Consider the following 19,803-nt stretch of genomic DNA (forward strand, 5'->3'; position numbering starts at 1 on the left):
CTAACCCGTTTCATTTACTCGTTTATTTCTACGTTGTATTTCGAAGCAAAATCTTCTGCCTGTTTCTTCAATGCTTTATCAACAGACATGCCATTATTCTTGATGTCATAGCTTGCAGCCTCAATATAATTATCTAAATCTGCTGAGTAAGGGAATGCGTAACCCTTGATACTATTTTGACTAATTTCATCTAGCGTCAATAAAATCTTTTGGTTTCCGTAATAAGGAAACTCTTTTTGAGCAACTTCACTTTGATAAGCAGTCACGTTTGCAGGCAAACCACTTAGTTCCATATAAGCATCTAAAGCATCTTTATCCGTTAATGCAAAGGTAATGAATTGTAGTGCAGCTAACGCATTATCTGATTTTTTAGGTACATAATAGCTAGAACCACCACTCATTGGTGAAAAGTTTTTCGATTCGTCCACCGCAGGAATCGCACTGATTCGCCAGTTTCCTGCATCATCTGGATAATCCGTTGCTTGATAAGAAGCCAACCAGCCACCGGCAAAGATTACGCCACACTCTTGTCCAATCACTGTATAATCTTTTGAATTACCATAGGCCACTAAATCTTCATCTTGAAGTTTTTGAATGATTTCGTACGATTTTTTAACAGCATCATCTAATAAATTCAATTTTCCATTTTTATCAAATAGAGACACACCTTGTTGTTCCGTCAAATATTTAACAAGATCTAATTCTCCTGTATCACGCATGAATAATAGCTTTTTACCCGTTTTTTCTTTTAATTTCTTTCCTGCATCAATCAACTCATCCCAATTTTTGATAGTTGTTACGTCAATCCCGGCTTCTTTAAAAGCGGTTTCATTATAGAACATGCACGCATTTCCCCAGTCATTAGGAAAACCAAATACTTTTTTCGACGGTGCAATATTCCCCAACATGTTCATTTTTGCATCATAAAAATCTTTGCCATACTCTTTTACAAAGCCAAAGTCTTCAGATGAATAAAACAAATCTTCAAACTTGTCAAAAACCGAACCAGCATTACTATCTTGCAAGAAAATCAAATCTGGCATTTTTTCGTTTGCAACTAATTTTGGCGTTACCTTTTGAACCATCGGGATGGCAGGTGCGACATCTACTGGATTCAATTCCAATTCTGTATCATACTTCTGATTGTAAAGCTCAATGGATTTTTGCAAATAATCGGTATTTTTGCCTTTTGGAACATAGACCTCGATACTTGCTTTTTTCACGCGTTCTTCTTTTGCCAAATCCTTAGCAGAATCTGCCCCGGCTTCTGCTTTTGAATCACCGCCACCACAAGCTGCCAAACTAACTACTGCCAATAATCCTAAAGCACCGCTCAACAATTTTTTGTACTTCATAAAGTACCTCCTAAATTTTTGTAAACGCTTTATTCATTCGTAGAATACACGAAAGCTAGTCAAAGGTCAATAAGTTTAGTGAACTTTTTTATTTTATTCACTAAACTTATTGGAATTAATTTTTATAGGGTCTTTTTAAATAAAAAAGAGGTATGACAAACACATTGTCATACCTCTGGTTTCCGAGTGAATGGTGTCCCAAAACTGCTCCTCCACCTAGCTTGCAAGCACTTCAAAATAGGAATTAGCTATTTGGGGTGCTATCTCATCGGAGTTAAGTGTTTTGCTCCACAACCTTTTCCCTCGGTGTTCCCCAAGTAGCTTCTTCGGTAATAAGTCCTCCTTTCTTAAAACTCCGGGAAGCTATTTTTAGAAAATATTCCTTATTACCTGAAGCTAAGCACTTTGTGTCACTACCTTTTCCTGTTCATCCGCTTAAACAGTGAAACAAATAATCAACCATTAATCCAGTTTAATCGCCTGTACTTCCACGCAAACTGAGTTCCGTCGCAATAATTAATTTTTTAGCTACTTGTCTGCCAGTTTCTAATTTCTCCAACAGTAACTCCACGCTTGCTTCGCCCATCAGTTCTGTATGTATTCTAACTGAACTCAACGTTGGAAAAATATGTTTAGCAACACTCGTATCGTTGAACCCAATTAACGATACCCTTTCAGGTACCTTGATTCCCGATTCTAGCAATGCTCTTAATGCACCAACTGCCAAAGGATCATTTGCGATAAAAAATGCCGTTGGTAACTGTTGCCCTAAGGTAACGATTGCTTGTTTCATCATCTCGTAACCACTTTCGACATCAAAGCTACTTTGAAATACATTTTCCTCCCGATACACGTCGCGTAAACTCGTGTATTTCTCAAAAGCAATTGTTCGCTTATCTTTTCCAACAGGATGATTAGGTAATGTTTTGCCGTAGTCCAAACCACCAATGAACCCAATATTCTTATGGCCACGCGCACAGAAAAAATCAATCACACTATTCACAGCTTGATCAAAGTCTAGTGAGACAGAATCATATTTGGTTGAAAGAATATCCATTCCAACAAAAACCAAGTTATCTGTAAAATCAATTAATGATTGTTGTTGTTCTGGAGTACATTCGCCAATCGAAATAATCCCAATTACCTCTTCGTCAAATATGCGTGTATCGTTATAAAAATAGCGCACAATCTCATAGCCTTCATCCAAAATCTTCTTTTCAGCACTCATTCTTAGTGAAAGATAATATACATCATCTAGTTCATCTTTTTCCGTCATCCACTGAACGATTGCGATTTTTCCTTTATCAATTACGCGATTCCGTTTATATTTGGTATATTCTAGTTTCTCTGCTGCTTCAAAAATTCGTTTTTTCGTTTCATCACTTACCGATAATGTTTGATCAAAATTCAATACTCTAGAAACGGTCGTCTTAGAAACGCTTGCTAAATCTGCAATGTCTTTAATTGTTGCCATGTCAGCACCTCATTCTTCAATCCTTCGTTTTAATAAAAAATCTAACATATACGAGTTCAGTAAACTGAACAAAATACCTATCACTACTGATTTTACCCCATAAGTCAAAAATCCCAAAGCCAGTACCATCACATTGATGTAACGGATTCCTCTGGCAATACTAAATTCTGGATGTTTTTTATTGATTGCTAAAGCAATGACATCCATTCCTACCGTAGAAGCATTCGCGGAAATGCAGCAATAATACCCAATCGCGATAAAAATACAAGCAAAAAGAAAATCGACAACCAAATTGATTTGCACATTGAGTTTAAGCAAATAAAACATCGTAAAGAACAGATTGTAGCAAATACTGCTAACGATTGATTTGAGAAAGTTCCCTTTGCCCAGAAAGAACCAACAAAAAATCAGTAGCAAGACTGTTACACCAGAGGTTAAATAAAAAATCGGTATTTGCGAGATTTTTTCTAAAATCATCGCGACACTTGTCACGCCTCCATTGATAATATTATTCGGTTTCATCCAATTTGCGTAAGCAAACCCTAAAAAAACATTTCCAACAATAACCTTTAAAATATTTTTTTGTTCTGTTGTCGTTATTTTACTTTGAATCACAGCTTTTCGCATTCATACTCTCTCCTAACAAAGCGCTTTCATTTTATTCTAGTAGACTATACCATTGATTCACCTATTTTTTCAAATAGTTTAGTGAAAATTCAGTAAAATAATTTAAATATTTTTGACCATCTATCTTTACATAAAAAAAAGAAGAACGAGCGCAAACCCGTTCTTCCTTCTTAACTTCAGTCTTTCCTGCTATTCTCACTGTTTACGATTTGCAGCAACTAAATCAATAAATTTTTACAGTAGCTCATCATTTTGCGTGGCCATTAGCTAGTAAATTACCCTTACGTTGTGACTATTTCAAAATAGTGAACGCCTATGCCGAAATAACTCCTCCACATAGCTTTTATTCACTTCAAAATATGAAGAGCCATTTTGAGTGCTTACTCGCTATCTTGTCGGTGCTGAACGTTTTGCGCCACAACCTCATTCACGGTGTTCCCCAAGCAACTCCTCAAAATAATTCATAACTGTCCAAAAATATGAAATGCTATTTTTGCCAGTTGCTCATTATTTTTTTGGAGCTGAACGCTTGGCGCCACAACCTTTTATTCCCACTCAACTTCCAACTGACTAGATCCTCCTGTCATACCTGCTGTTTGAACTTGCGCACTTCTTCCATCTTCACTAATTGTTATATTTTCATCTGCGTGAATAACTGTTTTAACTGCTTTTGAAAAATTCAACGTCAGTGTTTCATTCGTTTGTAGCGGATTAGCAACGGTTACCTTCGCCTTATTTGATTCTTCTTTCAACAAAACGGATGCCGGATGGCTAAAGGTAATTCCTGCCACCGTTTGATTGGCTGCCCAAAGATTTGCTGCTGTTATTCCAGTGACTGTATCTTTGACACTTTGATTTGCCTTTTCATTTGATAAAATTTCGATTCGATTTTGTTTTGCATAATTCTCAAGACCTTGCTTTGTTGTATTTGGTAAAAGAACATACGCATACTTTTCATCGATTGGTTTTTGACCATGGTTAAGCAAAACTTTTTGATAGTTTTCCGTATACACTTGACTGTTTGGGAAACCTTCATTAATATCACTGTATTTTCCAGTACGCTGTTCCTTAACCAAAGTAATTGTTTCTTCTTGAGGAAAGTAATATCCAATACTCTGATTTTTTTGTGAAGATGACAATAGGAGCCACTCATTTGCTTGCATCGTTTGTTCGCCGTTGCTGGAAACTTCACCTTGATTTGTCAACAACTGGTACGTACTGTTGGAATCAAGCATTCGGTTTTCAATCACTGTTTCAATCGAAGCTGACGTCGTCCCTTGAATGCCTGATCCTAATGCAACAATTTGGTCATCAAATACAAACCAAGATTTCTGTGCTTTGAGATCCATTGGTAAAACCGTACCGTTATTTTTCGTACCTGCTTTGTTTAACGCCATTCCAATAGCGGCATTTTCCCCGTCTGTTGCACCACCTACTTGTTTTTCTGAAGAACGCACCGTCGTAAATGAGCTCACTTCATCTGCTAATTTGACTGTATCAACTGTCGTACCAGGTAATCGGTATGGGTCAATCGTCGGCCAATAGCCTTCCCCATATTGCTGGTCTTGATTGAATAAATACAGCATGCCATCTGATGTATGCCAGCCTCGTTTATTCTCTTTGTTACCTGCCTCAAATGAAGAAATTCGATTCGAGTACATGCTAAGTCCCACACTAAAATCACCGCTGGCATACACATAACGATCCATTGCACCATACAATTTGCTTCCTAGAAACGGTTTTTCTTTTCCAAGAATCGTTTCATCGCTCATCACCTGTTTCGTTAACAATAAATCCTTGAAATCACGTGCGTTGGTATAGTAATAAGCTGGATTCTCCTTCAACCAATACTTGACACTTTCCTTCAATTGACTGTTTGCTGATGGGTCTGCAAATTCTGATACTAGCAACAAATTATACATTGTTGGTGAACCAAAACCAGTTGTTTTTGTCGAAGTTGCCCGCGAAATTGAACGCCCATTCACCATTGGCATCATTTCACCTTTCTCAATTAACGGAATAAATGCATTATTCACGTTTGTCACAAAAGAATCTGTTACATCCTTTGGTAAATTCCATTTTGAATTGGCTAAAATTCCTAAAATCTTACTTGTTCCTTTCACCAAAACATTTCCATATGAACCAGTATATGGAATATCCCCATGTTGAATAAACGAGCCATCTTTATAGAATCCATCTCCTTTTGTCACAAGTGCAAAAACTTCTTTGATACTTTCTCCGGAAACACTTAATTTATCTCCATTTTTTTGTAAAATACCCAAGCCCATGATCGTTAACGCTAAATCCGTCCGATTCGCTCCTGTCGTTTGGAAATTGGGAATAAAATGCAAATCAACAAAGGTTCCTTGTGGCTTACCATACAATTGTTTATAGGGATCTGGAACATATCGTGAAATTACTTGCGTGTATTTCGCTAATTGGTCCGGTGTCAGTTCGTCTTTCATAATCATTAGAATATCAATAAATTTTTGTGGCACACCAATCTGCCAATCCCACCAGTTGCCGTGATATTTTTTCCCATCATATTTTCGAACATCTACCATAAAATCAAGCGCCTCGACAATGTCCGTTCCTACCTGTTGCTTTTGGTAAAGCGCCGTTCCCTGTGTCCCGTAAGCCCGAGCCAAAACAGAAAGATTAGCAAATTGCGTTGTTATATCTGCTGAGGCTGTGTCTGAAGCTACCTTTTCCCACAAATATGTGCGACTGGATTCTTTATTTAGTTTCCCATATAATTCATTCGCTTGTTCTGACAGCTTTTGCGTATACGCAATAACATCTGGATCATTTAACAATTCAGGATTTTTTTCAAAATCACCAACAAGATTGGTTTTCCATTTTTGTTGCAACTCTTTTGCTTCTGCCTCTGTTGGATCATTTGACTCTTCAGGATCTAAAGGAATTGAACCAATCTCCCCATTTTTTAACGCCACTACCTTCAACGTCACACGATCACCAAAAAGACGAATACCAATTTTTCCTTGCCAATCTCCATCAATGCTTCCATTGCCATTAGGATAGTTGACTTCTTGATTTTCATATAACAAGTGACCATTCAAATAAGCCATAATTTTTTTTTCTTCATAGCGCACCAACAAACGATATGTTTTTCCTTTGACCAATGGTGAACCTTTAATTGTGGTAATCCACTTTCCACCCGGTTGCCCTAGCTGCCAGTCCCCATCTCCATTGTAAGCAAAGGATTGCCAAGTCGCTGAATCAGTCTCACTACCTCTAAAAATCACCCCAAAGTTTTTTTGTCCTTCATAAAGAAAGCTTATCTCAACTTCGCCAGTTTTCTTTAACGGTGCATCTTGTAAAATACTCACAGATTCAATTGAAGTGCCTTGTGTTGTATTACTAATAACTAATTGATTCTCACTGAGACTAGTCTTGGAAGTCCCTTTGATATCTAACCAATTCCCTTTTTCTTGACTAAAATTAGTTTCAAAAATCTCCGCTGCTTTTACTGTTGTACTCTGAAACATACCAATAACAATGATACTTCCCACTAACGATAACCACTGAATCATCTTCCGTTTTTTCATCCAATACCTCCTAGATGACTTACCCACAGCATCTGCCTTTAATCCAATCGCAACACAACTAAATAAAGCGTTTTCAAAAAGCATGATAGCATAGACTTTATTTTTAGTAAACATATAAGATAATTCACTAAACTACTTCTCCCCCCAAAGTTTCTTTCGTAAAATACGGATTTTAAGCTATTTTATATCCGTCCAGAACATTGATTACAGACAAAGAGCCAAACAGACTACCCTCCTGTTTGGCTCTTTTATTGTTAGAAAAACCTAATAGATTCGTTTATTGCCGTTTTTAACAAACAGCCACTCTTCATCAACATTTTTACTCACCTTTTTCAATAGTTTTAACAAAGTTTCTCTTTCATTGGCTGAAAGATCGAGTAAAGCAGCTTTTTCTGAATAGGCTTCCTCACGTTTTAAATAGTCATAAAATGCTTCTGCTTTTTCAGTTGCATATAATCGACGAATTTTTTTATTTTCAGCATCAATTTCTTTCCGAACTAAACCAGCATTTACAAGTTTTTGAACAGACTTCGAGACAGTTGTCCGGTCTTGCTTGACCAGCTCTGCTACTGCATCATTGATGATACCCGGATTTTCATAGATTCTTGTTAAGTACAGATATTGTTCTTTGTTTAGCTCTAATTCCTTGAACTCAACATTACTGATGTATGATAACGAACGGGAAATAATTCCAATTTCTCTTAAAATTTCAGACATTTTTTACTCCTCTGCAGGCAATAGATAGGTTTCCAAATTAAGCACTTCAATTATTCTATCTAAGTCTGCTACTTTCACCACCATGGTTTGATCTGGACGTCCTGGTGCGAAAACTAATTTTTCATGTGCCAATAACTCTTCGTCAATAATCACTGGAACATGTGCTTCGTAGCCAAAAGGTGATACGGCTCCAGGTTTTTGCCCCGTTTGTTCTTCCATCATTTCCGCAGAAACAACTGATACTCTTTTGCCAATCAGCTTACTTAACCGCTTAAAATCACTCTTTTTCGTTGTGAAAGTCAGAAAAATATAGTTATTCTTTTGTTTATCTTTTAGGTATAAACTTTTGGTTTCTGTGCCAGAGAATCCTTGCTCTGCCTTGACCACTAACGCATCTTCATTGGTGTAAATCGCGCGATGATTATATAACTCAAAATCAATGTGTGCTTGACTAAATACTTCTTCTAAATTGATCAAAATGGCTCACTCCTCAAAATTGTTGAAAATTCTACATTAACTAGTTATAAACTTAACGCTTTTTTGTTGAAAAATCAACATTTTTTCATTGATGGATTGGTGATTTTTGGATTGTTTTAAAATGTATATTATAATAAACTATTTTCTTATATACTGTTGGTTTACGTGTGGGAACAGCGTAAGTTATTGGATAACGTGAATGATGTCTTGGATTATAGAGGGAAAAGTCCTAAAAAATTTGGAATGGAATGGGGAAATTCTGGTTACCTTGTACTATCAGCTTTAAATGTTAAAAATGGTTATATCGATATGGCAGTTGAAGCGAAGTATGGATCTCAACAACTGTTTGAGAGATGGATGGGTAACAGAAGACTTGAAAAAGGAGATGTTGTATTTACAACAGAAGCTCCCTTGGGTAATGTGGCTCAAATACCTGATAATAATGGTTACATTTTAAATCAACGCGCAGTAGCTTTTAAAGTTAATCCAGATAAAATGGACAATAATTATTTAGCACAATTATTGAGAAGTCCAATATTTCAATCAAGGTTACAAGCTAATTCAAGTGGTGGAACTGCAAAAGGAATTGGGATGAAAGAATTCGCAAAAATGACTACATTGATCCCCAAAAGAGTAAATGAACAACAAAAAATCGGTACCTTTTTCAAACAACTCGACAACACCATCGCTCTTCATCAGTGTAAGATAGATGCTCTAAAACGGATGAAGAAAGGCTTCCTACAGCAGATGTTCCCAACAAATGAAGAATCGGTTCCAAGGGTACGGTTTGCTGATTTTGAAGAAAAGTGGGAACTGAGTAAGTTAGGAAACGTAACTGCAGCAGTATTTCAAGGAATCAATACTGCTGGAGATAAAGTTGAGTACTCAGATATAGGTACCCCAATTCTTCAAGCGAAACACATTACAGGTGGAGCTGTAACTTTTGATGAGGCACGTTTTTTAGACAAAGAGCGATATTCAAATTATTTTCCAAAATACGTACCCGTTGAAAATGATATTCTGTTTGCGAATATTGGAACTATTGGTCCATCAACAGTTGTACGAGATGAAAGTGAATTTTTGGTGGCTTGGAACATCTTAAAAATTACTCTCAAGAAACCCGAAATAGCTGAATTTATTCAGCTTCAGATCGATCAGTTAAATCAAAAACACTATTTTGACTCTGTTCTAACAGGCAACGCTACAAAATTTGTGAATAAAGACGAAATGCTCCATACACCGATTTTAGTACCAATGATTGAAGAGCAGAAGAAAGTTGGTGCGTTCTTTTCAAATATCCAAAGAGCCATCACCCTTCACCAACAAAAACTAGACCAACTCAAAGCCTTAAAAAAAGCTTATCTTCAAAACATGTTCATCTAAGCAATATTTACACTCCAACTAACTCCCTAGATAATAAACAAAGATGATGTACTCATCTATCAATTATCTGGGAGGTTTTTTATGAAAGCAAAAAGAAGAAAAGAGCAAATGTTTCATGAGTATTTTAAAGAATGGGTGAATCTCTATAAGGTGGGAGCTATTCGTTCTATTACCTTACAAAAATACTATGTAGTCGAACAAAAATTACAAGAACTTGCACCAAATTTAAAACTAAAGGAACTAGATCGATATAGCTATCAACAATTGTTAAATGATTATGCGCTTACCCATGAGAAGCAGACTACTATGGATTTTCATCATCATTTGAAAGGTGCTATTTTAGATGCAGTGGATGAGGGTGTTCTTACGCAAAACCCTACAAGAAAAATCGTTATTAAAGGAAAAGCTCCTCGACCTAAAAAAGCAAAATTTCTAAATCAATTTGAAGTTCAAGCTTTATTAAAAGAGCTGAATTTGACAGAAGAAATTAATTGGGATTGGTTTATCTTGTTAGTCGTTAAAACAGGTCTTCGCTTTTCTGAAGCATTGGCTTTGACACCTTTAGATTTTGATTTTTCCAAACAAAAAATAGACATTAATAAAACTTGGAATTATAAAAAGACAATTGGCTCTTTCCAACCAACAAAAAATGAATCATCCAATAGAAAAATTCAAATCGACTGGCAATTAGCCATGCAATTTTCACAATTAATTAAAGCGAAAGAACCAGATAAACCAATTTTTGTTAAGAGTAGAGTATTCAATTCCACTATTAATAATCGTTTGGGAGTATTGTGCACTCGTGCAAACATCCCAATTATTACAGTTCATAGTTTGCGACATACTCATGCATCTTTACTGTTATTTGCGGGTGTTTCAATTGCCAGCGTTGCAAATCGTTTGGGACATTCTAGTATGACGACGACTCAGGAAACATATCTGCATATTATTCAAGAATTAGAAAATCAGGATAACGATAAAATTATCCGACATTTATCCATGTTGATGTGATAGCAAATCCCCATCAAGCTAAGGTAGAAGCTGGATGGGGATTGCTTTATATGAACATGTTTTGGAGGTAAGCTTTTTTTAGGATTTTTAGTTTGTTCAATTGATCTTGATGAAGGGTGAATAAATCATCAATGCTTTTGAAAAACTTTCCAATCTTTTTCTGTTCATCAAAATTTGGAACAGAAATTTGAAAGTCACCATACTCTTTTGCATTAACACCTGGCTGACCAGAACGCTGTGATGTTATTCTAATAAAGTTATTGTATCTATCGGTTAATGTATTTTGAAACACGAAATCAGAGTCAAATTCTGGTTTAATTCGAGCTCGAATCAAGAAACCTGCATAGTAAACCAAACCATCTTTTTCTTGATAACGATATGTTTTCCCGACGCTTGCTCCAGTTCTCGCAAAAAGTACGTCGCCTTTTTGAAGTTTATAATTATCTGCTGAAGTTAAATCAATATCTGGCGAAGTTAAACCATCTTGAATAAATTCTCGGCTGTTATCATCAATATCTGTAATGCGAAGATACTTATTTTCTCCATTGTAATCAGTCGAAGTAGCATTCAATCCATATTCAAATGACTCTGCAAGCTCGGACAGCTTACGTTGTTCCCACTTTTCTTCAAAATCAGCGAACCGTACCCTTGGAACCGATTCTTCATTTGTTGGGAACATCTGCTGTAGGAAGCCTTTCTTCATCCGTTTTAGAGCATCTATCTTACACTGATGAAGGGTGATAGTATCATCCAGTTGTTTGAAGAAGACGCCGATTTTTTGTTGTTCTTCAATACTTTTAGGAATTAAAAAATCTGTGTTTGAAACTTTTTTCCAATCCGAACGAGGCATCTTTGTTCCTGCTGTATCGTTAGCAACTTTTTGATATTTATCAGCCTGAATTAAAGCATAAATGAAACTAGGAATACTTTCTTTTGCTCGAAAAACCCAAAAATCACCTAATGCTACACCTATAAAATCAGCCAGTAACCAATTCTTTAAATAAGGTCGAAGTTTTCCATATAAAACATCTTCAGATTCAAATTTAATTCCTTTTCGATTATCAAACTTTGTAGATACATCTTTATTTAAACGACCTTCTCCAGCAAAAATATCCTCAAATTCTACTTTAGGTAATTCATTGTCACTTGAACTTTTATTAACACGTGTTACTATATCTGTTAGCTTACGCAGTTCCCATGCGTCAAAAAAACCATCAAATCGAATCACAGGGGCATTTTTTCTCTCATCTTTCATCGAAACACCGCCTTCGTAGCTTCAATTATTTCTTTTGTCTCTGGCGTTACAGCTAATTCATCTAGCAACGCTAAAAACTCACTTTCAGTTTTTTTAATCTCAGTATTTAATGTAACTATTTCCTTACTTAGCGCTATTAAATCAATTGGTTCCTCTTCTTCAAAAGTGTCCACATAACGAGGAATATTTAAATTGTAATCATTTTCTTTAATTTCTTCTAATGATGCAATATGAGAATATTTATCAATTTCTTTATGGTTAACTACGGTATCAACAATTTTTTCAACATCTTCTGCGCGTAAGCGTTTTTGATTCTTTAATTTTTCAAATTCCTTACTTGCATCAATAAACAAAACGTCTGAATCCATTCGATTTTTTCTTAGAATTAAGACACAAACTGGGATAGATGTATTTAAAAATAACTTATCAGGGAAGCCTATTATTGCTTCAATCTGATGTTTATCAATTAGCGCCTTACGAATTCGTCCTTCTGCTGCCCCTCGAAATAGCACACCATGTGGCAGAATAATTGCCATACGACCATTCTCTTCTAAATGATATAAGCAGTGTAGCAAGAATGCGTAGTCTGCCTTTGTTTTTGGAGCAACTCCATATTCCCGCCACCGTGGGTCATCTTCACGATCCTTATTATTCCAATGAGCTGAGTATGGTGGATTAGCCATGACCGCATCAAACATTCGTGGAGAATCTTTTCCTTCCACTACTCCGTCTGGCCAGTCGCTCTCAAGCGTATCGGCATGGTTGATATTAATGTCATTATATTCAACACCATGCATCATCAAGTTCATTCTGGCTAGTCGGTAAGGCGTAGCATCTTTTTCCTGACCAAAATACTTAATCATTCCACGTCTATTTGAATTTTTCATATAACTAGCTGTTGTAAGTAAAAGAGAACCTGATCCTACTGTAGGATCATAAATAGAGAAGCTCTCTTTATCTTCCCGTCCGTGTGTCAAAATTCGAGCCATTACATCTGAAATTTCTTTTGGTGTATAATACTGTCCCATATCAGAAGCTAGTACCGTAGCAAACTGGGCAACTAAGTATTCATAGATATCTGAAACCGTATCTTCACCACCTGATAAATCAAATTCTGGCGAAGACAGTAGCTCAATCATTGAAATCATTACACTAGCACGTGCTTGTGCGTTAGCACCTAAATCAGCACTATCAAAACGCATGCCGTCAAAAATCCCCTCAAAATCTCCCTTTGCGTTAAATGCGATTTGTTGATTGAAATGGCCAAAGGAGTCCGTCATCATTCCAATATTAAATCGATCGCCGTCAATTGCTTTCTTCCAATCTTCAAAAAAATCATTTGGTTGAATGGCATAGCCAAGATTCTTGTTCATGTAATCCAGCGCTTTAGCAGGATCTTGAGAATAAATACTTTCCCAAGTTTCTCCACGTAAAACGTTTTCTAGCCAGCGTGTCGCCTTTTCAGATAGATATTTATAAAATAAGATGCCAAATATATAATCTTTATATGCTGTTAATCCAATTTGTCCTCGTGTTTGATTAAGCATCCCCCACACTTTTGTTTGTTGTTCATTTGATAACGCCATTAGTCTTTCCTTCTTTCACTCAGTCTTCAAAATTAAAATGTACTCTCTACAAAGAATTAAAAAAGTTCATTACTGATTCTTCAAAATCTGATGACTCAAAGAATCCGATGTTCTCTTCCTCCTCGATTTCGTGCAGAAGATCTGCTAATTTTTGGTTTTCAATCAAGTTATGTCCAGGTAAAAATAAATCAAAAGCTTCCACAATCCGGTTACCATTGACATGTTGATTGGCTGCCCAACGGCGAAGTTTTAATTCTCGAAGTTCTGTGCGATACTTCTTTCGCGTTTTTTGAAGAGATTCTGCTGTAAAGTGTGTAGTAATTTCTCCAGACTCAATGTCATCCACAATCGCATGAATTTCTTTACGGCTTTCATCATCCATCGGTGTAATATGTTTATTGATTGCTTCTTTATTTGGTTCAGTTTGTTCATCAATGAATGTATTCAAAAGTTCCACTAACATATCGTAATCAATGATTTGATGACTATACAATTCAATTCCTATTTTAATTTCAGTTAAATCAGGACGTTCTGGTTCAGGTAGTTTTTCCCTAGCATCATTTAATCGAGCTTGTAATGCACCAAATTCTTCTATACTTGAAATATTAAGTCGAACCATCTTACCAGTTGGTTCACATTTTTCATTCAATTCTTCAATTTCGCTCCCCAATTCATACCCCTGTTGTACTAATCGTTGGATTTTATTTTGTGTAGACAAACCTATGTTTACAAACTCTTTTAGATTATTTTGTCCTCGTGGAATTTGACTAAAATCATTGCCTGCTAACTCTTTTAGTCTGGAAACATCTTCTTCTAAATCAATGATCTGATGACTTTGTGGTTTAGCCAAAATATCATCAGTAACCAAATCTTTGGGAAGCTGGTTTCCGGTCTCTTCTTCTGCCTCTTGGAGTGTATCATTTCCACCTTTTGTATAAATGCGCAATGCGTTTTCAACAAAGCCTTGCATCTCATCTCCCTGGCGGTAAAAGCGTACTTTACCATGAGGTTTACTATTGCGATCTAGAGTTCTATTTGTACGAGACATTGCCTGAATAAGCATTCCTTCTTTAAGCATTTTGTCCATGTAGATCATATTGATATACTTCGAGTCAAATCCTGTTAACAATTGATCAGATACTATCACTAAATCTAATCGTTCATCTTCTTTACCTTGATTATATGGTTTCTTACGTGCCAAACGTTTAGTGATATCAACCATATAAGCTCTAGCAGGATCTTTAGCATCTAAAATGCTTGGTACATTAAACTTTTTCGTATAGTTCTCAATAGCTTTCTTCAATGCCTCATTTTGTTCTTTGGTACCATACTCATTTGATTCATCTCGAGAAAATGTCATTGCAACATTTAAATCTGGTGCTTTCTCTTTAAAAATATTGTAATAATGAATAACAGCTTGCTTGCCGGAAACAGCTAACATTGCTTGAAAAGCATTTTCTTCACGTTTTCCTGCAATCAATGCGCCACTGGATGTCTTCTTCCAGTTATCGAGAACATCCTGCACTACTTCTTGGCGATAACTATCACTTTGATAGACTTCCTTTTCATATTCTTTTTCTGAAAACCCGTCCTGAGCATGCTCAATCACCCAATGTGGTTTGAAATATGAAACGTCAAACCCCAAAACATTACCGTCCCCAATTGCATCTTTAATCGTATATGTATGCAATCGTTTTCCAAAGATATCATGTGTTGAAACATCTCTAGTTGTTTTCACATCATTTATTTCATCACTGTAAAAATTAGGGGTTCCTGTAAAACCAAACCACGTAGTTTTTTTAAATGCTTCTTTGATTAATCGTACCGAATCACCACTTGCGCTTCTATGTGCTTCATCCATAAGAATAACGTTCCATTCATCGTTTTTTAGTCCTTGTTTAACAGCTTTCGTTAACCCTTGAACAGAGATCAATAAAATTTGTGATGCACCTTTATGTTTTAATTCTTTTTTCAATTCTCGGCCTTTAACTTTTTTAATACGTTTCTTAAAATGCAGATAGGCAAAATCTTTAAAATTTTCAAGAGTTTGGTCAATCAAATCCACGCGATCGACGATAAATAATACATTTCGAATTCTAGGAGCTGCGGCTAACAATTGTGCGACTTTGAAAGATGTAACCGTTTTCCCCGAGCCGGTTGTATGCCAAATATACCCACCTTCCTTTTGAATCAAATCGTTTGCTGCCATTTCTTTCATTCGTTGTAAAATTTCTCTTGTTGCTTGAATTTGATAACTACGCATAACCATCAAGTTATCATTTGATGCATCTGGAATCATATTAACAGTGACCAAGCGATGTAAGGCGGGAATCCCCATTACCTGATTAGCAAACTCAAAGGCATCCGTTATATCTTTATTATTTTCATCGCGCCAGCCGAACACAAATGTCTTGTTGTAGTTTTCAAATGCATTTGGTCGAGCAAAATAATGTGCTGAATGTTGGCTCATAATAAATTGTACTTGTACAAATGCAAATAGCCCTTCATACAAACCATCTCCGTGATAGCCTTTTAATTGTTCGAATGCGTGCCATTGATTTTGCAAATGTTCATCTTTTTCTTCGATATGAACAACAGGAATCCCATTTATGAGTAACGCTACATCAATTATTCTTTTCGTCGTTAATCCTTTAGGTAGATCATCAAATGTTACTTGATTGACAATTTCATATCGAGAACGACCGCCTGCTACATCATCTTCATAAAAAATTTCAACTTCTAGGCTAGAACCATCATCACGAGTAATTGGAATTGAACCAACTCCACCTGCTCCTACCAATAAAAGTTGTGCATCGTAAGGTGTTCGAATACGTCGTACTTCTTGAAGAATTAATCCAAATTCAACATTTGACAACAATTTTCCATTTAATTTATGCGCATTAATTTCATTTAAAATATCCCGCCAATGTTGTTCAAGCTTTCCTATACTAACATTGGAAAAATCTTTTCGATAAGTCCAGCCTTCAGCTTCCAGCTTTGCAATCAATGCCTCTTCAAATTTTGCCTCTGCCAATTAAATACTTCCTTTCATCCTTTACTTGTTAACTATCTGCTTTTCAACGTTTTCACTTATACACAGTTCCAGCGTAAGTAATTAATATACGCTTTTATTATATCATGAATTATAGATTGTTATTTAAAGTTTTAGAATGTTGACCGCGTACTGCATTATACAGACTCTTCACCTAAGCCATTTGAGTAAGTAGACAGAAAAACTTTGAAGAACTAACTAGGATTACATAAAAAAGCTAGAACTATCACGTCAGCGATAGTTCTAGCTCTTCAAACTTTTTAATGATTTATTCTTTTTTTTACTACTCATGCCTAAGGTAAAATATCATAATGCTTATACTTTTCATTTTATATCTAAGCTTTCTTTTGTACTTAACAAGTTCATGAGATTTTTAAGTTTCTAGAAAAACAGGCTTATACTTATCAACAAGCCACTTTAAGTTATTTTTTTGTCAAAAAATTTTAAATTTTCTCTTTACACATTTCCCACAATTTCAGTAAAGCCATCTTTCAATTGTTGGTTCTCTGTCTCTTTGAAATATAAATAATTGTCAGGATTTCCTTGATTCTGGCTCGTCACCAAGACTTTAGGAACACCCGCATCAATCGTAAAGAAATAAACATGCTTAGCTAATGATGCTTGCGTCTCCACATCAGAATAGACCGCTACTAACGCATAGCCAGCATTTGCTTCGCCATTTTCTGACCAAGTTAAAGTAATTGGCACATTATTGACTGTCGCTTGCCAGCCATTTGTGTTAGCAAGAACCGTATCAGGAAGCTGTAAGCCATATAAATTAACGTTATTGCCGGGACCATATTCTTTATAACTTTGTTTCATAGTTTGTCCCCAGCTAGCCATAAATGTGTTTAATTGTTGTGCCTTAGCCTCACTCCACAAAATATTCACCACTTGACTTTCTTTAATCGAAGAACTGCTACTTTCCGAAATCTCTTGTTCCTCACTAACTGATTCCGTAGAAGTAGATATTGAGTTTACTTCTTTCTTGGCAGATGAATGCTCTGTAGACGACATGCTTGTTTCTTTAGTGGCTATTGTAGATGATGATGTAGAAATAACTTCCCTATTTTTTTGGCAAGCAGTCAATAGCAATGCTGCGAACAGCAAACTGGTAATCCATACTTTTTTCATTTTATAACTCCTCATAAAATAACTTTATTTTATCATTACAAAGTTATTATAACGAACTATATCTATTACTACAATTACCTACGACTTGTAAATAGTGAAAACTTATGCTGATTTGAAAAAGGTAATAATGAAGACAAAACAACTTGTTCTTTCCTTCATAATTTATCCTTGTCACAATAATAAATAATTAACAACTTATCTATTAAGGATCTATAGTAATTCTGCTCTGAAAAATAAGTTCTTTCTGCTCATAGTTTTTGTCAGATATCTTTTCTGATTCACTTATTAAAATCAATAAAATAAGCAATTAATTCAGTAACTACGCTCTTGGTTCAAGTAAAATCAAAGTCGGTTCCGCTAGCTTTTTCAGTTATACTTGAAATAAATCAAAGACTTTTTGTGTAACCTTAAATGATAATGGTAAAATGACATAAAACGATATGGAGGAATAAAACTTGGATAATGAAAATAGCAATAAAAAATTTTTCATTGTAACACTCATTCAGTTTATAATCTATGGAATTTCGCTAGTATGGGCATTCTTAGATAGAGGAATCACACCAAACTGGCCATTTTTTCTCTTGTACGTAGGGATATTAATAGGAAATTTTAGTCCAATCAAATACCGCGGAAACTTTTTTTCAACTAAGCCTGGTTTATTTTTCAAAACAAAGACACGAAAATTTGAAAACATTATGTATATGACAGTTACTTGCATAGTTATTTTTCTAGTTACATTTTTAAATATCTCATAAAACACTGAAATTACTTGTTCATATACTTATTAAGAATTCTCTAGCAATTTACTTCTATAGTTGGTCGTACAGAAACACTATTCTTTTCTTTATGATTATCACTAAAATCAATCAAAATAGTTACTTATAAATCATCACCAGTGAAGTTATCTTACATATCATCCCCACAAAAAGATCCAAGGACTCGAAAATATAAAAATATTTTCGAGTCCTTGGGTTTTTTTATTTACTATTTCTTGAATGATTTAAGTAAAATGGCTGTTAGCCTACTGAGCCTTTTTGACTATTGTCACTAAGCTTATTCCCCCTTATTTTATCACGCACACTTAGCCTATAAAATGTCACTCTTCTTTTTTAGAGAGTCTATCCCCTAAAACATATGATAAAATTAAATAAATGAATATTATTTAAAAATAAAAAAATGAGTATTATCATCATCTTTAGCAGAGGAGTTATTACATTGAAAAAGGTTTTACTGATATTCATAGGTACACTTATAGGAGGTCTTGTAGGATGTTCTGCAACACAAAAAGCAAGTAATAACAATGAACTTCAAGTTACAGAAGAGACACAAGAAAAAAGTTCAACAACTAATAAAGAGCAAATTACAGAGATGACGCAACCAAATAAGCCAGCAGCAGATATGGAATTCATCGATATATCTGGAACTTTTTATACTACATCAGGTGATACTGCAAGTGTAAAATTATTAAGCAGAAATAAGTGGGAAGTATCTTATTCAACTTTAGAAGGTGATGTTAATGCTACCTTTGAAACGAATTGGGAAAATTCAGGTCAGGAAAAACAATCAAAAACACCAATGAAAAAATCTGATGAATATTCTGGATTTCATGTGCTCGTAACGTATGTAAATGAATCAGATATTGAAATTATTATGGAAGACGGTGACCCTACTCATAAAATGGTCTTCACTAAACAAAAACCAAAAGAAAATGAAAACTATGAAATTGTTTTACAGGGAGACCTCTCTCCATTTGCTGGTCAATTTTCAAGTGACTATTTCAACAAAAAAATTGTAGACTCTGGATTTACTTTAGGTGGCTATGCCCCAGATGATTATTATAATAATAGAACTACTGTATTCCCTACACTATCTGCAAATGGTTATTGGGATGGGATTACTTCCCACGGAAATTATGAAATAAAAGCATCTGATATGCCGCAAAAAACAAATGGCTATTTTGAAGTACGTGTACACGGAACTAATCCAGTAACTAATTATGGAGAGCTAGCATTCTTCTTAGTTCCACCAAATGTAAGTGGGCCTGATGGAACCTTGAGTAAGGATAGACGAGTTTTCCAAGTACTTTTTGATGGGAAGCTACGTTTACTTGAGTATCAAAAAGAAGATTGGTGGAAAGAATATCAATCACAATAAAAATTTTAT

13 protein-coding genes are annotated in these 19,803 nt (G+C 35.3%); 3 read left to right on the top strand and 10 right to left on the bottom strand.

Annotated features, from left to right (window positions below; all coding sequences use genetic code 11):
* Nucleotides 1-14: 14 nt before the first annotated feature.
* The 6 genes from IGJ66_RS10200 to IGJ66_RS10225 form a co-directional block, all read right to left on the bottom strand.
* Nucleotides 15-1,355, bottom strand: a complete 1,341-nt coding sequence (locus tag IGJ66_RS10200; protein ID WP_067482745.1) for an ABC transporter substrate-binding protein — start codon at nucleotides 1,353-1,355, stop codon at nucleotides 15-17.
* Nucleotides 1,356-1,827: 472 nt separating this feature from the next.
* The gene (locus IGJ66_RS10205) at nucleotides 1,828-2,829 is read right to left on the bottom strand and encodes a LacI family DNA-binding transcriptional regulator (RefSeq protein ID WP_067482748.1); all 1,002 of its coding nucleotides are present in this window, start codon (nucleotides 2,827-2,829) and stop codon (nucleotides 1,828-1,830) included.
* A 9-nt stretch (nucleotides 2,830-2,838) separates the two neighbouring features.
* Nucleotides 2,839-3,456 carry a YitT family protein gene (locus IGJ66_RS10210; RefSeq protein WP_067482749.1) on the bottom strand — a complete coding sequence of 206 codons (618 nt, stop codon included), beginning with the start codon at nucleotides 3,454-3,456 and terminating at the stop codon, nucleotides 2,839-2,841.
* A 545-nt stretch (nucleotides 3,457-4,001) separates the two neighbouring features.
* Nucleotides 4,002-7,025, bottom strand: coding sequence for a polysaccharide lyase 8 family protein (locus IGJ66_RS10215; RefSeq protein WP_430616571.1), 3,024 nt, complete (start codon nucleotides 7,023-7,025; stop codon nucleotides 4,002-4,004).
* A gap of 264 nt (nucleotides 7,026-7,289) precedes the next feature.
* On the bottom strand, nucleotides 7,290-7,742 hold the full coding sequence (locus IGJ66_RS10220) for a MarR family winged helix-turn-helix transcriptional regulator (protein ID WP_067482753.1): 453 nt from the start codon (nucleotides 7,740-7,742) through the stop codon (nucleotides 7,290-7,292).
* 3 nt (nucleotides 7,743-7,745) lie between these two features.
* On the bottom strand, nucleotides 7,746-8,219 hold the full coding sequence (locus IGJ66_RS10225; RefSeq protein ID WP_071869175.1) for a YbaK/EbsC family protein: 474 nt from the start codon (nucleotides 8,217-8,219) through the stop codon (nucleotides 7,746-7,748).
* A gap of 165 nt (nucleotides 8,220-8,384) precedes the next feature.
* Here IGJ66_RS10225 and IGJ66_RS10230 point away from each other — a divergent pair, with 165 nt between their 5' ends.
* Together IGJ66_RS10230 and IGJ66_RS10235 are read left to right on the top strand one after the other, a co-directional pair.
* Nucleotides 8,385-9,602: a restriction endonuclease subunit S gene (locus tag IGJ66_RS10230; RefSeq protein ID WP_430616572.1), complete on the top strand. Its 1,218-nt coding sequence runs from the start codon at nucleotides 8,385-8,387 to the stop codon at nucleotides 9,600-9,602.
* 81 nt (nucleotides 9,603-9,683) lie between these two features.
* Nucleotides 9,684-10,613: a site-specific integrase gene (locus IGJ66_RS10235; RefSeq protein WP_430616573.1), complete on the top strand. Its 930-nt coding sequence runs from the start codon at nucleotides 9,684-9,686 to the stop codon at nucleotides 10,611-10,613.
* 46 nt (nucleotides 10,614-10,659) lie between these two features.
* Here IGJ66_RS10235 and IGJ66_RS10240 read toward each other — a convergent pair whose 3' ends face one another.
* The 4 genes from IGJ66_RS10240 to IGJ66_RS10255 form a co-directional block, all read right to left on the bottom strand.
* Nucleotides 10,660-11,868 carry a restriction endonuclease subunit S gene (locus IGJ66_RS10240; protein WP_430616574.1) on the bottom strand — a complete coding sequence of 403 codons (1,209 nt, stop codon included), beginning with the start codon at nucleotides 11,866-11,868 and terminating at the stop codon, nucleotides 10,660-10,662.
* Nucleotides 11,865-13,454 carry a type I restriction-modification system subunit M gene (locus IGJ66_RS10245; protein WP_430616575.1) on the bottom strand — a complete coding sequence of 530 codons (1,590 nt, stop codon included), beginning with the start codon at nucleotides 13,452-13,454 and terminating at the stop codon, nucleotides 11,865-11,867. Before IGJ66_RS10245 ends, IGJ66_RS10240 begins: the two co-directional genes overlap by 4 nt.
* 46 nt (nucleotides 13,455-13,500) lie before the next feature.
* Nucleotides 13,501-16,488: a DEAD/DEAH box helicase family protein gene (locus tag IGJ66_RS10250; RefSeq protein WP_430616576.1), complete on the bottom strand. Its 2,988-nt coding sequence runs from the start codon at nucleotides 16,486-16,488 to the stop codon at nucleotides 13,501-13,503.
* Nucleotides 16,489-16,962: 474 nt separating this feature from the next.
* Entirely contained in the window at nucleotides 16,963-17,640 is a 678-nt protein-coding gene (locus IGJ66_RS10255) for a DUF4767 domain-containing protein (protein ID WP_430616577.1), read from the bottom strand.
* A gap of 1,215 nt (nucleotides 17,641-18,855) precedes the next feature.
* Here IGJ66_RS10255 and IGJ66_RS10260 point away from each other — a divergent pair.
* Nucleotides 18,856-19,794 (top strand): hypothetical protein, encoded by a 939-nt coding sequence (locus IGJ66_RS10260; RefSeq protein WP_430616578.1) that lies wholly within the window; start codon nucleotides 18,856-18,858, stop codon nucleotides 19,792-19,794.
* The last annotated feature ends 9 nt before the right edge of the window (nucleotides 19,795-19,803 follow it).

The organism is Enterococcus sp. DIV0176, from assembly GCF_050528535.1.
GTDB lineage: Bacteria > Bacillota > Bacilli > Lactobacillales > Enterococcaceae > Enterococcus_B > Enterococcus_B thailandicus.

Bases quoted from the DNA above. Each gene is read 5' to 3' on its own strand.
- IGJ66_RS10255 (WP_430616577.1), bottom strand. From the start codon at position 17,640: ATGAAAAAAGTATGGATTACCAGTTTGCTGTTCGCAGCATTGCTATTG.
- IGJ66_RS10235 (WP_430616573.1), top strand. From the start codon at position 9,684: ATGAAAGCAAAAAGAAGAAAAGAGCAAATGTTTCATGAGTATTTTAAA.
- IGJ66_RS10205 (WP_067482748.1), bottom strand. From the start codon at position 2,829: ATGGCAACAATTAAAGACATTGCAGATTTAGCAAGCGTTTCTAAGACG.
- IGJ66_RS10220 (WP_067482753.1), bottom strand. From the start codon at position 7,742: ATGTCTGAAATTTTAAGAGAAATTGGAATTATTTCCCGTTCGTTATCA.
- IGJ66_RS10215 (WP_430616571.1), bottom strand. From the start codon at position 7,025: ATGAAAAAACGGAAGATGATTCAGTGGTTATCGTTAGTGGGAAGTATC.
- IGJ66_RS10240 (WP_430616574.1), bottom strand. From the start codon at position 11,868: ATGAAAGATGAGAGAAAAAATGCCCCTGTGATTCGATTTGATGGTTTT.
- IGJ66_RS10210 (WP_067482749.1), bottom strand. From the start codon at position 3,456: ATGCGAAAAGCTGTGATTCAAAGTAAAATAACGACAACAGAACAAAAA.
- IGJ66_RS10200 (WP_067482745.1), bottom strand. From the start codon at position 1,355: ATGAAGTACAAAAAATTGTTGAGCGGTGCTTTAGGATTATTGGCAGTA.
- IGJ66_RS10245 (WP_430616575.1), bottom strand. From the start codon at position 13,454: ATGGCGTTATCAAATGAACAACAAACAAAAGTGTGGGGGATGCTTAAT.